Origin of the sequence: Methylomicrobium agile (assembly GCF_000733855.1) — a bacterium.
GTDB lineage: Bacteria > Pseudomonadota > Gammaproteobacteria > Methylococcales > Methylomonadaceae > Methylomicrobium > Methylomicrobium agile.
Map to the genome: position 1 here is coordinate 3,477,032 of NZ_JPOJ01000001.1, position 16,056 is coordinate 3,493,087.

General features: G+C 55.5%; 9 protein-coding genes and 2 pseudogenes. 1 reads left to right on the forward strand and 10 read right to left on the reverse strand.

Annotated features, from left to right (window positions below):
* Positions 1-13: 13 nt before the first annotated feature.
* From CC94_RS0116355 to CC94_RS25550, 3 genes are all read right to left on the reverse strand, one after another.
* Complete coding sequence (locus CC94_RS0116355; protein ID WP_005371586.1) at positions 14-496, reverse strand: PepSY domain-containing protein; 483 nt, start codon at positions 494-496, stop codon at positions 14-16.
* 385 nt (positions 497-881) lie between these two features.
* Positions 882-5,126 (reverse strand): DEAD/DEAH box helicase, encoded by a 4,245-nt coding sequence (locus CC94_RS0116360; RefSeq protein ID WP_005371587.1) that lies wholly within the window; start codon positions 5,124-5,126, stop codon positions 882-884.
* Positions 5,127-5,867: 741 nt separating this feature from the next.
* A complete protein-coding gene (locus CC94_RS25550) occupies positions 5,868-6,077 on the reverse strand; it encodes an HNH/endonuclease VII fold putative polymorphic toxin (protein WP_157203455.1) in 210 nt (69 codons plus the stop codon).
* A gap of 47 nt (positions 6,078-6,124) precedes the next feature.
* On the opposite strand from CC94_RS25550, the pseudogene CC94_RS0116365 reads away from it, so the two are divergent.
* Positions 6,125-6,715 (forward strand): annotated as a pseudogene (locus tag CC94_RS0116365) (transposase); the annotation flags it as partial.
* A gap of 1,062 nt (positions 6,716-7,777) precedes the next feature.
* Here CC94_RS0116365 and CC94_RS21720 read toward each other — a convergent pair.
* The 7 genes and pseudogenes from CC94_RS21720 to CC94_RS0116390 all read right to left on the reverse strand — a co-directional run bounded on the left by CC94_RS21720 (position 7,778) and on the right by CC94_RS0116390 (position 15,937).
* A complete protein-coding gene (locus CC94_RS21720; RefSeq protein WP_005371591.1) occupies positions 7,778-8,263 on the reverse strand; it encodes a hypothetical protein in 486 nt (161 codons plus the stop codon).
* On the reverse strand, positions 8,256-8,747 hold the full coding sequence (locus CC94_RS24365) for a hypothetical protein (protein WP_213069487.1): 492 nt from the start codon (positions 8,745-8,747) through the stop codon (positions 8,256-8,258). The genes CC94_RS21720 and CC94_RS24365 overlap by 8 nt, the downstream gene beginning before the upstream one ends.
* A gap of 243 nt (positions 8,748-8,990) precedes the next feature.
* Entirely contained in the window at positions 8,991-9,632 is a 642-nt protein-coding gene (locus tag CC94_RS21725) for a hypothetical protein (RefSeq protein ID WP_005371592.1), read from the reverse strand.
* Positions 9,622-9,936, reverse strand: coding sequence for an HNH/endonuclease VII fold putative polymorphic toxin (locus CC94_RS25620; RefSeq protein ID WP_483819027.1), 315 nt, complete (start codon positions 9,934-9,936; stop codon positions 9,622-9,624). The genes CC94_RS21725 and CC94_RS25620 overlap by 11 nt, the downstream gene beginning before the upstream one ends.
* 183 nt (positions 9,937-10,119) lie before the next feature.
* Positions 10,120-10,890 (reverse strand): annotated as a pseudogene (locus CC94_RS25625) (RHS repeat-associated core domain-containing protein); the annotation flags it as partial.
* A gap of 133 nt (positions 10,891-11,023) precedes the next feature.
* On the reverse strand, positions 11,024-11,581 hold the full coding sequence (locus CC94_RS0116385; protein ID WP_005371593.1) for a suppressor of fused domain protein: 558 nt from the start codon (positions 11,579-11,581) through the stop codon (positions 11,024-11,026).
* 15 nt (positions 11,582-11,596) lie between these two features.
* Positions 11,597-15,937, reverse strand: coding sequence for an RHS repeat-associated core domain-containing protein (locus CC94_RS0116390; protein ID WP_031431584.1), 4,341 nt, complete (start codon positions 15,935-15,937; stop codon positions 11,597-11,599).
* Positions 15,938-16,056 lie beyond the last annotated feature (119 nt).

Genomic DNA, 16,056 nt, shown 5'->3' on the forward strand with positions numbered 1-16,056 from the left:
CATCTGCAGGCCGTTAATCTTCTTCGGTCTTGATAATCTTGCCGGTTGCGGCATCGACTTCGACCTCCATATCCTGGTCGTCGCTCGTTCTGATGCCGAATTCATACGTGGCGGTGCCGTCCTTTTCGATTTCATATTCTACCTTGGTAATCGTTCCGGGCTGGGCCTTCAGGGCAATCTGGCGGGCCTGCGTTTCATCGATTTTTTTCAGTGCCGTAAATGTAGGATGATTGGCGTTCGGCAGTTCCTGTTCCTTTTCGAGGATTTTGGCGGTGGCCTTGTCGCACTTGAACTCCCACTTGACGCCGTCCGGGGATTTGACGTCGATTTCATAAAGGTCTATGCCGTTTTTATTTTTAAGCTTCATTTTGACGATTTCGCCTTTTGCGAGCTCGGCCACCGCTTTACGGCAGGCGTCCCCTTCCGGGGTTCCTTGGGCAGCGGCGCCGGCGGCGATGACGGCGAGGAATGCAACAAAAATATATTTAGCGTTCATGATTTTCTCCTTGATCAAGAAGGACGGGAAACGCCGCTGATTCCGCCACGCGGATGGATTAGGAATCGGCCGGTCTGAAATGAAAGTGTGATTGACGCTGAGCGTAACAGAATTATTATCGATAATTTTGATTGATAGACATCAATAAAATTCGACAATTTTCTTGCTTTTTTACCCCGTTTGTCCTGGTAAAGGGAAGCCAATACTATAAAGTTGAGGCTGTCATCGCGATAGGTGAAAGATGCGTAGGATGTGCTGAACGAAGTGAAGCGCATCAAGAGCTTTCAGGGTATCGTTCGCGACCGATACCCTGAAGGGCACTCGGTGCGCCTCCTTACGTCGGTATATCCTACGCATCTTTCACGGCAATAGCATAAGGGCGGTATTATTTGTTCAGCAGCGCCCACTGCAATTGCCATTGATGTTCCGCGTCAAGAGTTTGCAGGTAATGCACGTTTTTGCCCGAGCCATGCGCCAGTGGCGTTCCGTCCTTATAGACGAGGCGTTGGCTGTGGATCGACGGAATCCGGTCGCCGGGCGTGACGATCCCGGTCAGATTCAGCGGGTCGGACGCATTGATCACGGCCAGCTCGGGTGTGATGGGCGGTTTGCGCAGGTTCCGAAGTAGGCCGACCGCTTCGGGCAGCGCGAATTGCTCGCCCGCAAACCCTTGCACGAAACGGCCACCGCGCAGTTCGCCGCGTGCTTCCAGGCGCCGGTAAACATACAGCAGTTCACGCCAGCTCGGCAGGTTTTCTTCCCGTTCCAGCACTTTCCGAAACACCACGCCGTAACGTTTGAGTAGGATGCGGGCGATGTGTTCGACGGCCGGATAATGCGCTTCCGTAGGCTTTCGCAAGGAGCGCAGCAGCGACCAGCGCCCGGCCGCGGCGAAGGGATCGTAAATCGGATAGCGCTTGCCGCGCCGGTGCAGGATCTTTTGCGGCGTGACCAGCGTGCGCAGGCCCTGGAAGCTGTCCGAAGTGATCACCCCTGCGGCGGCCAGTTCGCCGAGCGCTTCTTCCAGTTGCGTCTTCAGCAGGCCGGTTTCGGCGGCCAGCTCCTGAAAAAAGCTCGCCCCCCATTCCTTGATCGCGGCATGGACTTTCTGCGCATTGCCGGAGAGCGCCTGCGCTTCGATGTCCGGAACCGGCGCAAAGGCGCGCCAAGTTTCCAGGTGCTCGCGCGCGACCAGCGCGACCGGCGTGTTTTTGCCGGCCGATTTCGGCGCGCTGTCGCCCAGTGCTTTCAGACGCAGCCAGATGAATTTGCCTGACGTGCAAAGCTGGTCCAGTTCGGACGCAAAATAAGGTTTGATGCGCCGGCTCAGAATGTCGTGTTCCCAGCAGGAAGCGGGGAGATTACAACCTTCGAGCTGATGCAGGGCCTTGGCGAGCGCCGCTTCGCCGGTTCCCGGTTCGCGCAGGCCGTGCCAGTGGAACAGAAAGCGCATGTAAACGCTCGGGGCGACCGGCTCGATTTCCCGGCGCAACTGCTTCAGGGTGTAGCGGTGGATCCGCGCGAGCAGGCCGCGCTCGCACCATTCCACGGCCTCCGCGCCGGGCGTGAAGCGGCCCTGCAGCACGATACCCTGCTGTTCCAGTGCGATCAGCGCGGCCTCGATTCGCGGCGTCGGCAGGCCCAGCGGGCGGGCGAGCAGATCGGCCGTGACCGGCCCGAGTTCTTCGAGACGGCTTCGAACCAGATCGCGCAAGACATCCTCTTCGGCCTGCGTTCGGTCGATAGGCAGCGCGCGAATAGGCGGTTCGAGTGCGGCGTTCGGAAAAAGCTGCTGCAGTTCGGCCAGTCGTTCGGCCGCTACCCAGAGCGTTTGCGCATTCGGCAATCGCAGCGCGGTTGCCCGGTCGCTGCGCTGCAGCGCCGTGAATAATCCGATCGGTGCGCGCAGGCCTTCCAGCTCGGTCATGAAGCCGAGTACGACCAGCGCATCGTGCAGTTCGTCCGGATCGCGCGCTTCCGGCCAGGCTTCCCGGCAGACTTGTTCGATCGCTTCGGGATTCAGGCGGCCGATTTCGGCGGCATCTTCGGGACTGCCGAAACGGCGCTGCTGCACCGCCAGCGTACGGCGTTCTTCGGCGGGCGCGTCGTCGAGGAATGCGTACGGCCGCGCATTCAGAATTTCCTGTGCCATCGGCGAGGGCGAAGTCAGGTCGCGGGCAATCACCCGGATTTCCCCGCTTTCGATGCCTGCCAGAACGGCTTCAAGGCCGTCGAGGTCCATCAGGTCGTGCAGGCAGTCCCACAGCGTTTGCTCGACCAGCGGATGATCCGGAATCTCCCGGTCGCCGGCGATATTCTCGAAACAGGCGAGTTGGTCCGGAAAAACGATCGCGATCAGGTCTTCCGCATCGTTGCGCTGGAACTGCGCCGGCACTTTTTTGCCGCCGCGGTTACGCGGCACCGCCAGCGCGGTATTCGCGACCCAGCGCCAGCGCGTCGGAAACATCGGTGCGGCCAACAGCGCCTGGACCAGCACGTCCCTGACCGAAGCAGCCTTCAGGTAGCCGGCCGGTTCGAGCAGGGGGAAACTGTGCGTCGGCCCCAGCGACAGCACGATGTTGTCCTCGGTCGCGGCCGCCTGCAGTTCGAAATTGAAGCGCCGGCAGAAGCGTTTCCGGAGCGCCAGCCCCCAGGCTTTGTTGATTCGCGAGCCGTAGGGCGAATGCACCACGAAATGCATGTCGCCGGTTTCGTCGAAAAAGCGTTCGAAGATGATCGTCTTGAACGAGGGCAGCGCGGTCAGCGCGGCTTTCGAGGTGGCGAGATAATGATGCAGCTGCTCGGCGGCAGGCGAGGGCAGGCCGAGCCGGTGGAAGATGAAATCGCGCGCAGCATCGCCGCCCTGTTCGAGCAGGCGATCGACCGTTTCGGACAAATCCGACACCGCTTCGGACAGTTCGCGGCTGCGTCCCTGCGCCTCGCCGAACCAGAACGGGATGTTCGGCGGCTGGCCGTGCGCGTCCTCGACAAACACTTTGCCTTGCTCGATCTTCAGCATCCGGTAGGAATTGTTGCCGAGCTGGAAAATGTCGCCAGGAATGCTTTCGAACGCGAAATCCTCGTTCAGCGTGCCGACGAACAGCCCTTCCGGCTGCATGATTACGTCGTAGTCGAACTGATCCGGGATCGCGCCGCCGTTTACGATCGCGGTCAGCCGCGCGCCCTTGCGCGGCCTGAGCATCCCGTGCACGGCGTCGCGGTGCAGGTAGGCGCCGCGGCGTCCGCGCCGGGTGTGGTAGCCGTCCGCAAGCATCTTGACGACCGCAGTATATTGCTCCAATGTTAGTTCGCGATACGGCCAGGCTTTGCGCAGGGTTTCATATAAATTCTGCTCCGGCCACTCGCGGCAGGCGACTTCCGCGACGATTTGCTGGGCGAGCACGTCCAGCGGATGATCCGGGATTCGGATCGTGTCGAGCTGATCGTGCGCGACCGCGTTCAACAACGCGGTGCATTCCAGCAGGTCGTCGCGCGTGAGCGGAAACAGCCGCCCTTTCGGGGTTGCGTCGAGCCGGTGCCCGGAACGGCCGACCCGCTGCAGGAACGCCGCGATCCCATGCGGCGAGCCGAGCTGGCAGACCAGGTCGACATCGCCGATGTCGATGCCGAGTTCGAGCGAGGCGGTCGCGACCAGCGCCTTCAGCCGGCCCTGCTTGAGCCGGTTTTCCGCGTCGAGCCGGTGTTCCTTCGCCAGGCTGCCGTGATGCGAGGTCACGAACTCCTCGCCGAGGCGTTCGGCCAGCGCGGCGGCGGCGCGTTCGGCGAGCCGCCGGGTGTTCACGAAAATCAGCGTGGTATGGTGGTCGTTGACCAGTTCGACGAGACGGTCGTAGATTTCGGTCCAGACCTCGTTCGCCATCACCGCTTCGAGCGGCGAGCCGGTCACCTCGATTTTCAAATCGCGTTGCCGGACATGGCCCGTATCGATGATCGTACAGGGCTCGTTGCGGTCTCCGGTCAAAAAGCGTGCGATTGTGGTCAAGGGCTTCTGCGTCGCGGACAGGCCGATCCGCACCGGCGGCTTTTCGGTTAGCTGAGTCAATCTTTCGAGAGACAGCATCAGATGTGCGCCGCGCTTGTTGCCGGCCACGGCATGAATTTCGTCGACGATCACGCTGCGTACCGTTTTCAGCATCTCGCGGCCCGATTCGGAGGTCAGGAGAATATATAAGGACTCTGGCGTCGTGACCAGGATGTGCGGCGGAGTGCGCCTCATCGCGATCCGTTCGGCCTGGCTGGTGTCGCCGGTCCGGGTCTGCGCGCGGATCACGACACCGGGCAATGAGGCTTCGAGCAGCGCCATGCCGATGCCGGACAGCGGCAGTTCCAGGTTCTTATGGATGTCGTTGGACAGCGCTTTCAGCGGGGAAACGTACAGTACCAGCGCCTGATCGGGCAAAAAGCTCTCGACGCCTTGTTTGACCAGTTGATCGATCACCGCGAGAAAGGCGGCCAGCGTTTTACCGGAACCGGTCGGCGCGGCGATCAGCGTCGCCTGGCCGGCCTGAATCGCGGGCCAGGCCTGGCTTTGAACGTCTGTCGGCGCCTGGAATCGATCCAGAAACCAATGTGAGACGGCAGGATGGAAAGAATGCAGGATATGCGTCATGGCTTTAGTTGCCGGACATGGAGGAGATAAGAATTTTTGAGTAAACGGTCATTTGGCAGGAAACTGCCACCATTTTACCTGGAAGGCAGTAGGATGTGCTGAACGAAGTGAAGCGCATCGTTCGCCAGAGAGGCGCCTTCTTGCGGCACATGGGCCGATCACGAACGATGCGCTTCCCGATGGTCAGTCGTGTAGGTCGGGCACGCGCTTTTTGTGCCCGACATTTCCAAGACCTTGAAAGGTGACAGGGTTTCAGATCCTCGCAATATTCCGAAGTAGGATCGCCATATGGACATCGGGCAACGCTAAAGCGGTTGCCCGACCTGTTATAGACATGTCAAGTCTCCATTTTATTAAAGGCGGAACCGGTTTTGCCGGGTTCCGCCGAATGAGCTTGGAATGCCGGGTCGCTTGATATGCCGGCAGGCGATCCGCCAACCCTAGGCCGACAGATAAAATAAAGTTTGGAGCATCGCATCAAAGTTGCAGGGCTCGTTCGGCATCGTGGTCGTTCCGAGTGGCGGAACCCAGCAAAGCCGGTTACGCCTTACTTTTTTTGTTAGCTTATAAGTAATTAAATTAATAGTAATATTTAAAATCCTCAACTGTAACGTACTGATAAATTCACCACTAAGAAACCAAGAAATAGCTGCCAAGGTGCAATTTTCAGGGATGTTTTATTTATTTAGATTGAATACTTAATTTTTTACAGAGATATTCATTGTAATAGTAGTTTTAATCTCAGTAGTCATAATGATTACCTATTTCATCATTAAAATGTGGCCCACGATTTTGTATATTGCCTGCTCCGAAATTATGCCCACCAGAGTCATCCCTGATCCTTATAGTCGTGTAGGTCGGGCACGTGCTTTTTGTGCCCGACATTTCCAATGCCTTGAAAGGTGGCAGGGCTTCAGGCCCGAGCAATATTCCGAAGCATGATCGCCACATGGGCGTCGGGCAACGATAAAGCGGTTGCCCGACCTACAGGGCTGCATCGTTACTGGGTGATCCAGCACGTGTACCAGCAGCAATCGGAGATGTATTGCAACCAGACCCACCGCTGCGACCAGCGTATCGTCAGTATCAGTCAGCCCTATGTGCGGCCGATAGTGCGCGGCAAACAGGACAAGCCGGTCGAGTTTGGCGCCAAACTCAGCGTCAGTCTAACCGGCGACGGCTTGGCCCATGTCGACCACCTGCGGTGGGATGCCTTTCATGAAGGCTTGGACCTGCCTACCCAGGTTGAGGCTTACCGCGAGCGGTACGGCCACTATCCGGAGCGGGTGATCGCCGATCCGCTCTATGGCACGCGCGCCAACCGCGGCTACTTGAAGCAACGCGGCATCCACTTCGCCGGCAAGCCGCTCGGCCGCCCCAAGCAAGTCACCGACGCCAATCGCGAACAGCTCAAACAAGCCAAGGCGCAGCGTCGGCAAGACTATTTGCAACGCATTCCCATCGAGGGCAAATTCGGCCAAGGCAAGAGAGGTTACCGCCTCAACGACATCCGGGCCAAGCGCGCCAATACCTCTTTTGCCTGGATCAACACCATCTTCCTGGTCATGAACCTGTTGATCCTGCAAAGGATCTTTTTTGGCCTCAGGAAATGCAGCCTTGCGGGTTTGATCAAGGCAGTTGCACAGGCCTGGAAACCAATACTTTTAACCCGGCGTGCTCCGTTTCAATCAGCCGTTCGGCTGGTACAGGCCTATGGCTGATTTACTGAGCAAACTCTAATTATATTGTTTGTTTTTTCATATCACGGCTCGCTGGAATAGCCTCGTCCAATAAGGTTTTAACAGCCATATTTTGGGTCGATAATAGGTCGCACCCCTTGCTCCCCCCTCTCGCTTGTCTCTTGATTACAACTCAGCAAATCTGCGCTTGCTGAGTTGTAATCAAGAGACAGCTTTTTCAAAGGAGAAGATGTCCGCCAGCATGCTCGCTCTCTCTTTTCAAAGGAGGGATGTCGTTTTGGCCATTGTTGAAGCGGCTCATACCCTCGCCCCTTTGACAATGCCGCTTTCCTCCCTTTGAAAAAAGCGGAGCAGGGGGATTTTATTAGGCTGTTTTCACAGCGTAACAGCCTTTAGCTCTTAATACGTATTTAACTAGAAGACGTTCGAGAGGGACATTTACCTCAGCTGGTCCGTTAAAAAAGCCCTGTAGGTCGGGCACGCGCTTTTTGTGCCCGACATTTCCAAGGCCTTGAAAGGTGGCAGGGTTTCAGACACGTACCATAGTCGTGTAGGTCGGGCACGTGCTTTTTGTGCCCGACATTTCCAATGCCTTGAAAGGTGACAGGGTTTCTGGCCCGTGCAATATTCTGAAGTATGATCGCCACATGGATGTCGGGCAACGATAAAGCAGTTGCCCGACCTACAGGGCTGACCTTTTCCGTATTCTTCGTTAAATTAAGGTCTTTTAGTCGTGTAGGTCGGGCACGTGCTTTTTGTGCCCGACATTTCCAATGCCTTGAAAGGTGGCAGGCTTCAGGCCCGAGCAATATTCCGAAGCATGATCGCCACATGGGCGTCGGGCAACGATAAAGCGGTTGCCCGACCTACAGGGCTCGTTCGGCATCGTGGTCGTTCCGAATGGCGGAACCCGGCAAAGCCGGTTCCGCCTTACGGGTTACGGGTTACGGGTTAATAACGAATTGCCGACCAATTATTCCCTATTAAGCTAACCTCTAGCATTTCTTTATCCTCTTCATCTAAGTAGTAATCAAGTACCATTTTATCGGTGATATCTTTAGTGATGAGAGTAACAATGCCGTGAGAGCTCGCAGAGAAAGGAAATTCAAAATTAAATTCTTTAATTGAGTTGATTTTGATACATCCGCAAATTTCAGAAAATTTAGTCCAAATAAACATAGGGCCTGGATTTTGTTTGTACAATAAATCGATAAATAAGGCAAATCTTGGAAGGTTTTTATCTTTGAATGGAATAGTAAAGCGGGTAGTTACCGCTTGATCGCTAATTTTTATATTCATTATTTTTTTTGTTTCTTCTATAGATAACAAAGATGCTTCTGTCACAGGCTTTTGACTAAAGTAGCTTAGTTCTGTTAAATGATCTTTAAGATTAACTTTATAAGCAATTTTTTGTTTTCTCTCTATTGAATCATTCATAATCTACCTTCGATTTATTATTTTCCAGTTTTGGAAAACCGTATTTATTTGTTTGTATATTTCCATCACCGTCAACTTTAATCGATCCGGCCTCCCAATGTTTTTCACCTGGATGGCTTCTATCCAATGTTTGTTGTTGAACTGACTTTGTTTCTATCCCTCCTCCTTTCTTCGGAACCTCATACTTGTACTCTCGACCGGATTGATTTTTAGATTGAGAAATCGGTTGTTGGCTAGTTGGGATTTTTTCTTGCCTCATTGTTTCCCGTCTAGCTTGACGTGAGTTCAATGCATTTTTTACCGCATTAACAACTCCCTTAACTAAATCTGCCTTTCCAACTTCAGGCGTAGATACATTACCGGTATCAGAGAAGCTGATAAACTGAGACGTAAAGCTGGAAAATATCGAAGAAAACGTCGAAAAGAAGTCTCCGATGTCCCAGGATGTCCCGGTCGGACCGGTAAAGTCGTGTAGGTCGGGCACATGCTTTTTGTGCCCGACATTTCCAATGCCTTGAAAGGTGGCAGGCTTCAGGCCCGAGCAATATTCCGAAGCATGATCGCCACATGGGCGTCGGGCAACGATAAAGCGGTTGCCCGACCTACAGGGCTACAGGGCTCGTTCGGCATCGTGGTCGTTCCGAATGGCGGAACCCGGCAAAGCCGGTTCCGCCTTACGGGTTCAAAGCCATGACGGATTGCCTATCGGCGAATCCGCCTTACCGGGTTACCGGGTTATAAGCTTCACAATCAATTCCGGCTTAGCAATACCAACAAAACCCGCTTCATAGTCATCAAACTCCCCAACAGCCTTTAAAATTATTCCATTACTCTTTGCAATAAATTTTAAAAGCTCTCTATCAAAGATATTATTTACTTGCCATCCTTTGTCGAGTGCCTGGTCAATACTAATATCTTTAGGTAAGGCCAATATATAAGCGCAACGTTCTTCATGAATAGCTTGGATAACACTAGTAGTACTTAATTCTGAAATTAGCTTAGCTCCAAAAAACTTTAGTCCTTGAGCGCTTTCTTGCATCTGTTCAAAAGTTTCACCGAAATGGGGAATTTCGACACCTCTTGCTTTTAATGCATTCCAGAGTTTTCGATAACGAACAACTCTTGTATCAGGTTGCCATGTAGAGTTACCTATAAATAACCAAACATTATATTTTGTTAGCTTCTCAGTAATTAAATTAATAATAATATTCAAAATCTTCAACTGTAACGTACTGATAGATTCACCACTAAGAAACCAAGAAATAGCTGCCAAGGTGCAATTTTCAGGGATGTTTGATTTATTTAGGTTGAATACTTCGTTTTTTACAGAGATATTCATTGTAATAGTAGTTTTAATCTCAGTAGTCATAATGATTACCTATTTCATCATTAAAATGTGGCCCACGATTTTGTAAATTGCCTGCTCCGAAATTATGCCCACCGGAGTCATCCCTAATCCTTATAGTTTTCATACCTCCGCCAGAGGTAGGACTATCAAACTCATAGATTTTCCCTGGTTGAGTATTTCCCCTCTTGTCGACATTTGGAGTAACACGACTGGGTTGTTGATTGACCGGTACGCCAGACTGTCTTTTCGCTTCTCGGAAAGCCCCATTACGGCCAGCGCCTGAAGGACTAAGGTTAGGTGGCTTAACCCCTTTTACCCCATCCATCACTTTATCCGCCGCCTGGCCCACCTGCCTAAGTGTCCCTAACGCCGGTACCCCAGGTAACAACCCAACCCCGTCAAGCCCCAAGTTAATGGCGTTGTCCAAGCCCGGCTGTTGGATAAAGTTAAACAGACTCTGCGCAAAAAAGCCGATATCCACAAAATCCCAAACGGTCCCGGTCGGATCGGTAAAGTGTACCGGATTGCCATTGGCATAGGTATACACATTGACCCCGCCCTCCAGTTTGATGAGGTCGGGCTGCAAGTATCTTCCGGTTCTTGGCGAGAAATAGCGGGTATGGTTGTAATGCAATCCCGACTCGGCATCGTAATATTGGCCGGGGTAACGCAGATTGAAGACGACTTGGCTGCCGTCATGGTCCGGATCTGGCTGTGCCGGGGCGTTGCCATAGGGGGCCAGCGGCCAAGCCCAGACCGGCTGGCTCAGGTTGGCGTTCGGCAAGGCGGGGCGCAGGTAGCGCGGGGTATTGGCGAAGTCGGTTTCGATCGCGTAGGCGGCGGTCAGCGCGCCGGCGGCATTCTGATCGATCACCGCCAGCGGGATGTCGCCGAGCCAGACGTAGTTCCGGCGGCTGCCGTCGGCGGCCAGTTCGTAGAGCGGATGATCCTGGTCGTCGTAGATGGAACGCGTCTCGCTGCCATTCGTAAGCTTGAGCACGCGGCGGCGGTGGCCGTCGTAGACGTAGCGGGTGGTCAGGCCATTGCGCGTGCAGCGGGTCAGGTTACGCGCCGCGTCGTAGCCGAATTGCACGGCATTGCCGTGGCCGGTCACGTAGCCGGATAGGTCGTAGCGGTACGGGCCGTTGGAGCCGTCCAGGCCGCCTTCGGCCGGGGCGGGCGTTTGCGTTTCCTGGGTCAGGCGGTTGCCGGTGTAGACCAAATGATTGTTGGCAAGCGGCACGCCGTTCGCGTTCAACTGTTGAACTTGCTCCAGGTTGCCGTTGGCGTCGTGGCGCTACAGGGCTCGTTCGGCATCGTGGTCGTTCCGAATGGCGGAACCCGGCAAAGCCGGTTCCGCCTTACGGGTTACGGGTTACGGGTTTGAACAGAGTATCTTACGGGTTGTAACATCAAATTATTGGTTCACGCTCTAAAGAAAATAAATCGGGGTCTTTTTCTTCCAATAAATCTTCGAATTTGTTCCAACCATTTGCATTAACATAATTCGCTTCACTAGTGTAAATGGGAATAGACCAAACAACGACTGTCGGCGGTTCTGACCCGCTAAAGGTTGCAAAAGCATCACCCATAAATACAGGAATTGTACAATACACCGCATCAAATCCGAGTTTCTTAGCTGCATCTACTGGAAGTCGTATTACCTGTCCTCGAAGAAGAGCGTTGTGATCCTTTAGGATCAGCTCACAAATAAAGAGCAAGAGTGAGACCATATTTTCAGCCGTGCTCGTGTCTGATCCTGATAGAGGGAAAACCAACTCCTGACGGACTTTTTTTTCATCAGATATCCTTAACTCGTGGTGACTTAAACCCACTGTGAAAAAGGTATCTACAGATTTAAATGGGCTATCCTCGAAACACACTACTTGCAAGCCATCAGAAGAAAGATTTTCCTTCCAACCTTGTGAAACTTTTCCAAGAAATATTTCAGCATGGTCAATAATGTTCATGATTTGGCTTGCTCCTCAGTTGTCAGAACGGTTACAGCTTGGGCATCGTAACCTTACATCTTTGTTATATTCGTCTAGGACCTGCTTTCTGTCCATGCCACTCAAGCTCCTCTCACTCCATTTTGGCTGATGATCAACATCCCAATCTCTGCGTCCCTGAGTTGGTGCAACTTCCACATCTTTGCTACATGTAGGACATGCTTTTGACCCAGGCTTCGATCCAGTTGTAGCATTATCCCATGCATCTTGTACTGTTTGTTTTCTGAAGCTTGAAGGTCGTCTCGTAATATCCGCTGCGCTCTTTGTAACATCCCCCGCCTTATCAACAACCTTCTTCATCTTCCCAAGCGTACCGACTCCCACACCGCCGACTCCCCCCAAAGCCGCCGAAGCACCCACTTCGCCCCAACTCACGGCGCCAATATCAAAGCCATTGCTCAGCATCTGAAAGCTGAAGTCGAAAAGTCCGCCAAAAAAGGCACCGACTACACCGAACGTCCCGGTCGGATCGGTATAGTGTACCGGATTGCCATTGGCATAGGTGTACACATTGACTCCGCCCTCCAGCTTGATGAGGTCCGGTTGCAGATAGCGGCCGGTGCGGGGCGAGAAATAGCGGGTGTGGTTGTAATGCAGGCCCGACTCGGCATCGTAGTACTGGCCGGGGTAGCGCAGGTTGAAGACGACTTGACTGCCGTTATTGTCCGGATCTTGCTGCGCCGGGGCATTGCCATAGGGGGCCAGCGGCCAGGCCCAGACCGGTTGGCTCAGGTTGACGTTCGGCAAGGCGGAGCGTAGGTAGCGCGGGGTATTGGCGAAGTCGGTTTCGATCGCATAGGCGGCGGTCAGCGCGCCGGCGGCGTTCTGGTCGATCACCGCCAGCGGGATGTCGCCGAGCCAGACGTAGTTGCAGCGGCTGCCGTTGGCGGCCAGTTCGTAGAGGAGGTGATCCTGGCCGTCGTAGACATAGCGCGTCTCGCTGCCGCTGGCGAGCTTGAGCGCACGGCGGCGGTGGCCGTCGTAGACGTAGCGGGTGGTCAGGCCATTGCGCGTGTAGCGGGTCAGGTTACGCGCCGCGTCGTAGCCGAATTGCACGGCTTTGCCGTGGCCGGTCACGTAGCCGGATAGGTCGTAGCGGTACGGGCCGTTGGAGCCGTCCAGGCCGCCTTCGGCCGGGGCGGGCATTTGCGTTTCCTGGATCAGGCGGTTGCCGATGTAGACCAAATGATTGTTGGCAAGCGGCACACCGCTCGCGTTCAACTGTTGAACTTGCTCCAGGTTGCCGTTGGCGTCGTGGCGCAGCAGGGTGCGTGTCGTGTCGCGGTGTTCGGCCAAATGGTCGAGGTCGTCGTAGGCGAAAGTGGTAGGGCCGTAGACGGTGACGCGGTTGCGGGCATCGTAGCCGACCGGGAAGCGGTACAAGGCCGAGGCGCCCTGCGTTAACGTGACAGCAGACAGCCGGCCGCCGGCATCGCGTTCGCGGGTATAGGTCAGGCCGTTGCCGAAAGTCAGTCGAGACAAGCGATGGATCAACGGCTGCCAGCGGATGTCGGTGGCCAGCGTCAAGGTCGTCGCGCCGAGCGTGGCGAGGACCTCGGTGGCGCGGCCGTCGGTGCCGTAGCGGTAAGTTATTGTCAAGCCGCCCGGATAGTCGATCCGCGTCGGCTTGCCGGCGGCGTCGGCGCCGGCGGTGTAGGCAGTGGTGAAGGTCAAATCCGGGCGGCCGCTCAAGGATTGTCGGTAGCCGGTCACGTCGCCGCGGGCATTATAACGGAACGCCTCGTTGACGGTGAGGTTCCCTTCGGCGGCGGCATTCAGCCGGCTGCGTCCGGTCAGGCGGCCAAGCGCAGAGGCGGCCGGTTCGCCGGCCAACGTCGGCACGTCCCAGGTCTGTGCCAGCACGCCGTTATCGCTGTACGCGGCGCGTTGCAGCCGATCCAGCGGGTCGTAGGTTTTATCGCTGGCGTAGCCGTCCGGGTCCTCGCGGTAGGTTTCATTGCCGGCCAGATCGAAGTCGGCCTGGCGGAGGCCGAAGTCGGCCGAGTCCTCGCGGTCGTGGCGGTCCAGCTCGGTGTGGCTCAAGCGGGTTTCGACGCCGTTCGGATCGACCACCCGGTTGACCCGGCCGGCCGGGTCGTACCAGAGATCGAACAACGGAATGGAAAGGGCGAGCGAATGGTCGTCCGCCATCGGCGCCCGCGTTTTTTCGTTGATTTGATCCAGGGCCGTATAGCCGGTCAAGTCGCAGATTTCCAGGCTCAAACAGGTGCGGGTTTCGAGGTTGTTGTCATTATAGACCGACACGGAAGACCAACTGCCGGAGCCGTCGCGTTCCGAGATCAAACGGCCCCGCTCATCGAAACCTTGTTCCCAACGCTGCGCCGCCTGCCCGGTTTGGCTGGCGAGCGTCTGCAGAATCTTGCCGCGGCTGTCGCGTTGATACGCCACCGTATCGGTGCGGCCGTTCGCGCTCAGGCTGACTGTTTTTACCGAGCCGGCCGGCGTGTAGGTGTAGTTCAATTGACTGCCGTCGGGGCGGGTCAGCGTTTGCAGGCGGCCGTCCGTGGCGTAGGCGTAGCGGGTCACGTCCTCACCGACCGCGACCGACAACGGCTGGCCCAGGGCATTGTAAGTCGTGACCGTATGCACGCCGGTGATGTCGACCTGATCGGTGACATGGCCGTGCGCATCGACGCCGACCACTTCCCCGACACGCCCCAGGGCGTCGGTGGTTTTCCACAGGTCGCCGTTATTTCGGTAGTCGGTGACGGTGCTGCCGTTTTCCGGACGCGGGCCGGTTTTGACCGTCCGCACGATGACTTGAGTCGTGGGATCGTAAGTGTGGCTATACACGGTCTGGTGGCAGGTCGTGGAGCCGGTGCGGCAACTGTCGTAGGCCAGGGTTTCCGTGGCCGGCCGGACGATTTCCTTGATCAAGTGGCCGCGGTCGTTGTAGCGCCAGTCTTTGGCCACCGCGCCGCGCACTTCCGCGGTTTTGAGCGGAAAGCGGCTGTCCCAGGTGCGGGTGGTGGCGCGCGCTTCCGGGGTGCCGGCGGCTTCCATTTCGGTCAGCGGCAGGCCGCGAGGGTCGCGGGTGAACGTGGTGACCCGGCCCAGATAATCGGTGCGGCTCAACAGGTCGCCTTTGGCGTTATAGGTAGCGGTTTTAAAATCGCCGTCGCAATCGGCGCACCGCAGGCTGACACCTTTTGGACGGTAAATCGGGCTTCTTATATCGGTAGCGTTCGTTTGAGTAAAAGTTCGATTGTAGACCAGTGACCGGTAGTCGGCGGTATCGCTGTCGGCAAACTGTTCGGTCAGCTTTTCCGTTAGAATACTACGCTGTTGGACTCGGTTTTTAGCATTGTGCCCGGCCTGCTCGATGCGCGAATAAGTGGGGAAATTCGTACTGCATGGCCAATTGAAGGTCGTATCCAACAAGGTACGTTCGCCTTCCGATACCGTATGCAAATAGGTATAAGCGTTGCGGATATTTTCGATACCGCCTGCGTCGTAACATGCCCTTAAAGTTAAAGTTCCTTGGGTATAGTGCCTGACTAACGGCATAGCCCCCGCCGTCGCCGCCGGAAAGGTCACCGTATTCGAGTTGTTACTGAAGTTGTAAGCATAGATTTGACCAGCCGGATCGGTCATCGAAACCAGCCAACCTTGGTTATATTGGAAACGCAAGACGCGCCCGCTCGGCACGTGGGTTACCGTGCTGATCCGGTTGAAGCCGTTTATTGATTGGTAAACCACCCGGTGCTCGATGCCGGACCGGTCGAAGCGGGCTACCAGATTACCGAGGCCGTTGTAGGCTTCGCGGATGCCGGATTGGAAATGGGTATAGACCCAGCGATAACTCGTGCCGTTGATCACGCCGTTCGCCACCAAGGTGTCGCGCACGTCCTTCGAGCGCGGCTTTAAGGTTTCCTCGAACATCGTGCACACACCCAATGTACAGACGGTGAGCGTACGGTTGCTTGAAGGACCATCGTAGTTTAGATGATCGATCAAGCAACTCGAATAACTGTGTATCCAACCCCTCATTCCGGCGAGAGAATCGCAGTTTTCCGTCATTAAAAACTGCGGTGAAGCGCGGATGCGGGTAAAAACCAACGGAAACTGGCCTTCGCCGCGGTAGTCGGTTTCTTTCAGCAGCGTTGCGCCGGACAGCGGTTCCGACTGGAACTCGACCTGCGGTACGCGCGTGCGGTCGTTCTGTTCCCATTGCAGCTGGCCGGGCAGTTGCTCGTAGGGTAGGCCCGGATCGGCAGACGCCAGGCAGGGAAGGAATAACAGTGAGAGCCAAAGGTGAGCTCGCCAGATCAGTCGCGCTGGGGGAAGGAAATACATGATCGTCCTCAGGGTGGGAAAATTCGATGGGCTGAACATCCGGTAATCACTAGATTGCCGACTCTATCGGCTCATTTAACTAGAAGACGTTCGAGAAGGATATTCACCTCACCTGATCC

Bases quoted from the DNA above. Each gene is read 5' to 3' on its own strand.
- CC94_RS0116355 (WP_005371586.1), bottom strand. From the start codon at position 496: ATGAACGCTAAATATATTTTTGTTGCATTCCTCGCCGTCATCGCCGCC.
- CC94_RS0116360 (WP_005371587.1), bottom strand. From the start codon at position 5,126: ATGACGCATATCCTGCATTCTTTCCATCCTGCCGTCTCACATTGGTTT.
- CC94_RS25550 (WP_157203455.1), bottom strand. From the start codon at position 6,077: ATGTGGCGATCATGCTTCGGAATATTGCTCGGGCCTGAAGCCCTGCCA.
- CC94_RS21720 (WP_005371591.1), bottom strand. From the start codon at position 8,263: ATGAATGATTCAATAGAGAGAAAACAAAAAATTGCTTATAAAGTTAAT.
- CC94_RS21725 (WP_005371592.1), bottom strand. From the start codon at position 9,632: ATGACTACTGAGATTAAAACTACTATTACAATGAATATCTCTGTAAAA.
- CC94_RS25620 (WP_483819027.1), bottom strand. From the start codon at position 9,936: ATGGATGGGGTAAAAGGGGTTAAGCCACCTAACCTTAGTCCTTCAGGC.
- CC94_RS0116385 (WP_005371593.1), bottom strand. From the start codon at position 11,581: ATGAACATTATTGACCATGCTGAAATATTTCTTGGAAAAGTTTCACAA.
- CC94_RS0116390 (WP_031431584.1), bottom strand. From the start codon at position 15,937: ATGTATTTCCTTCCCCCAGCGCGACTGATCTGGCGAGCTCACCTTTGG.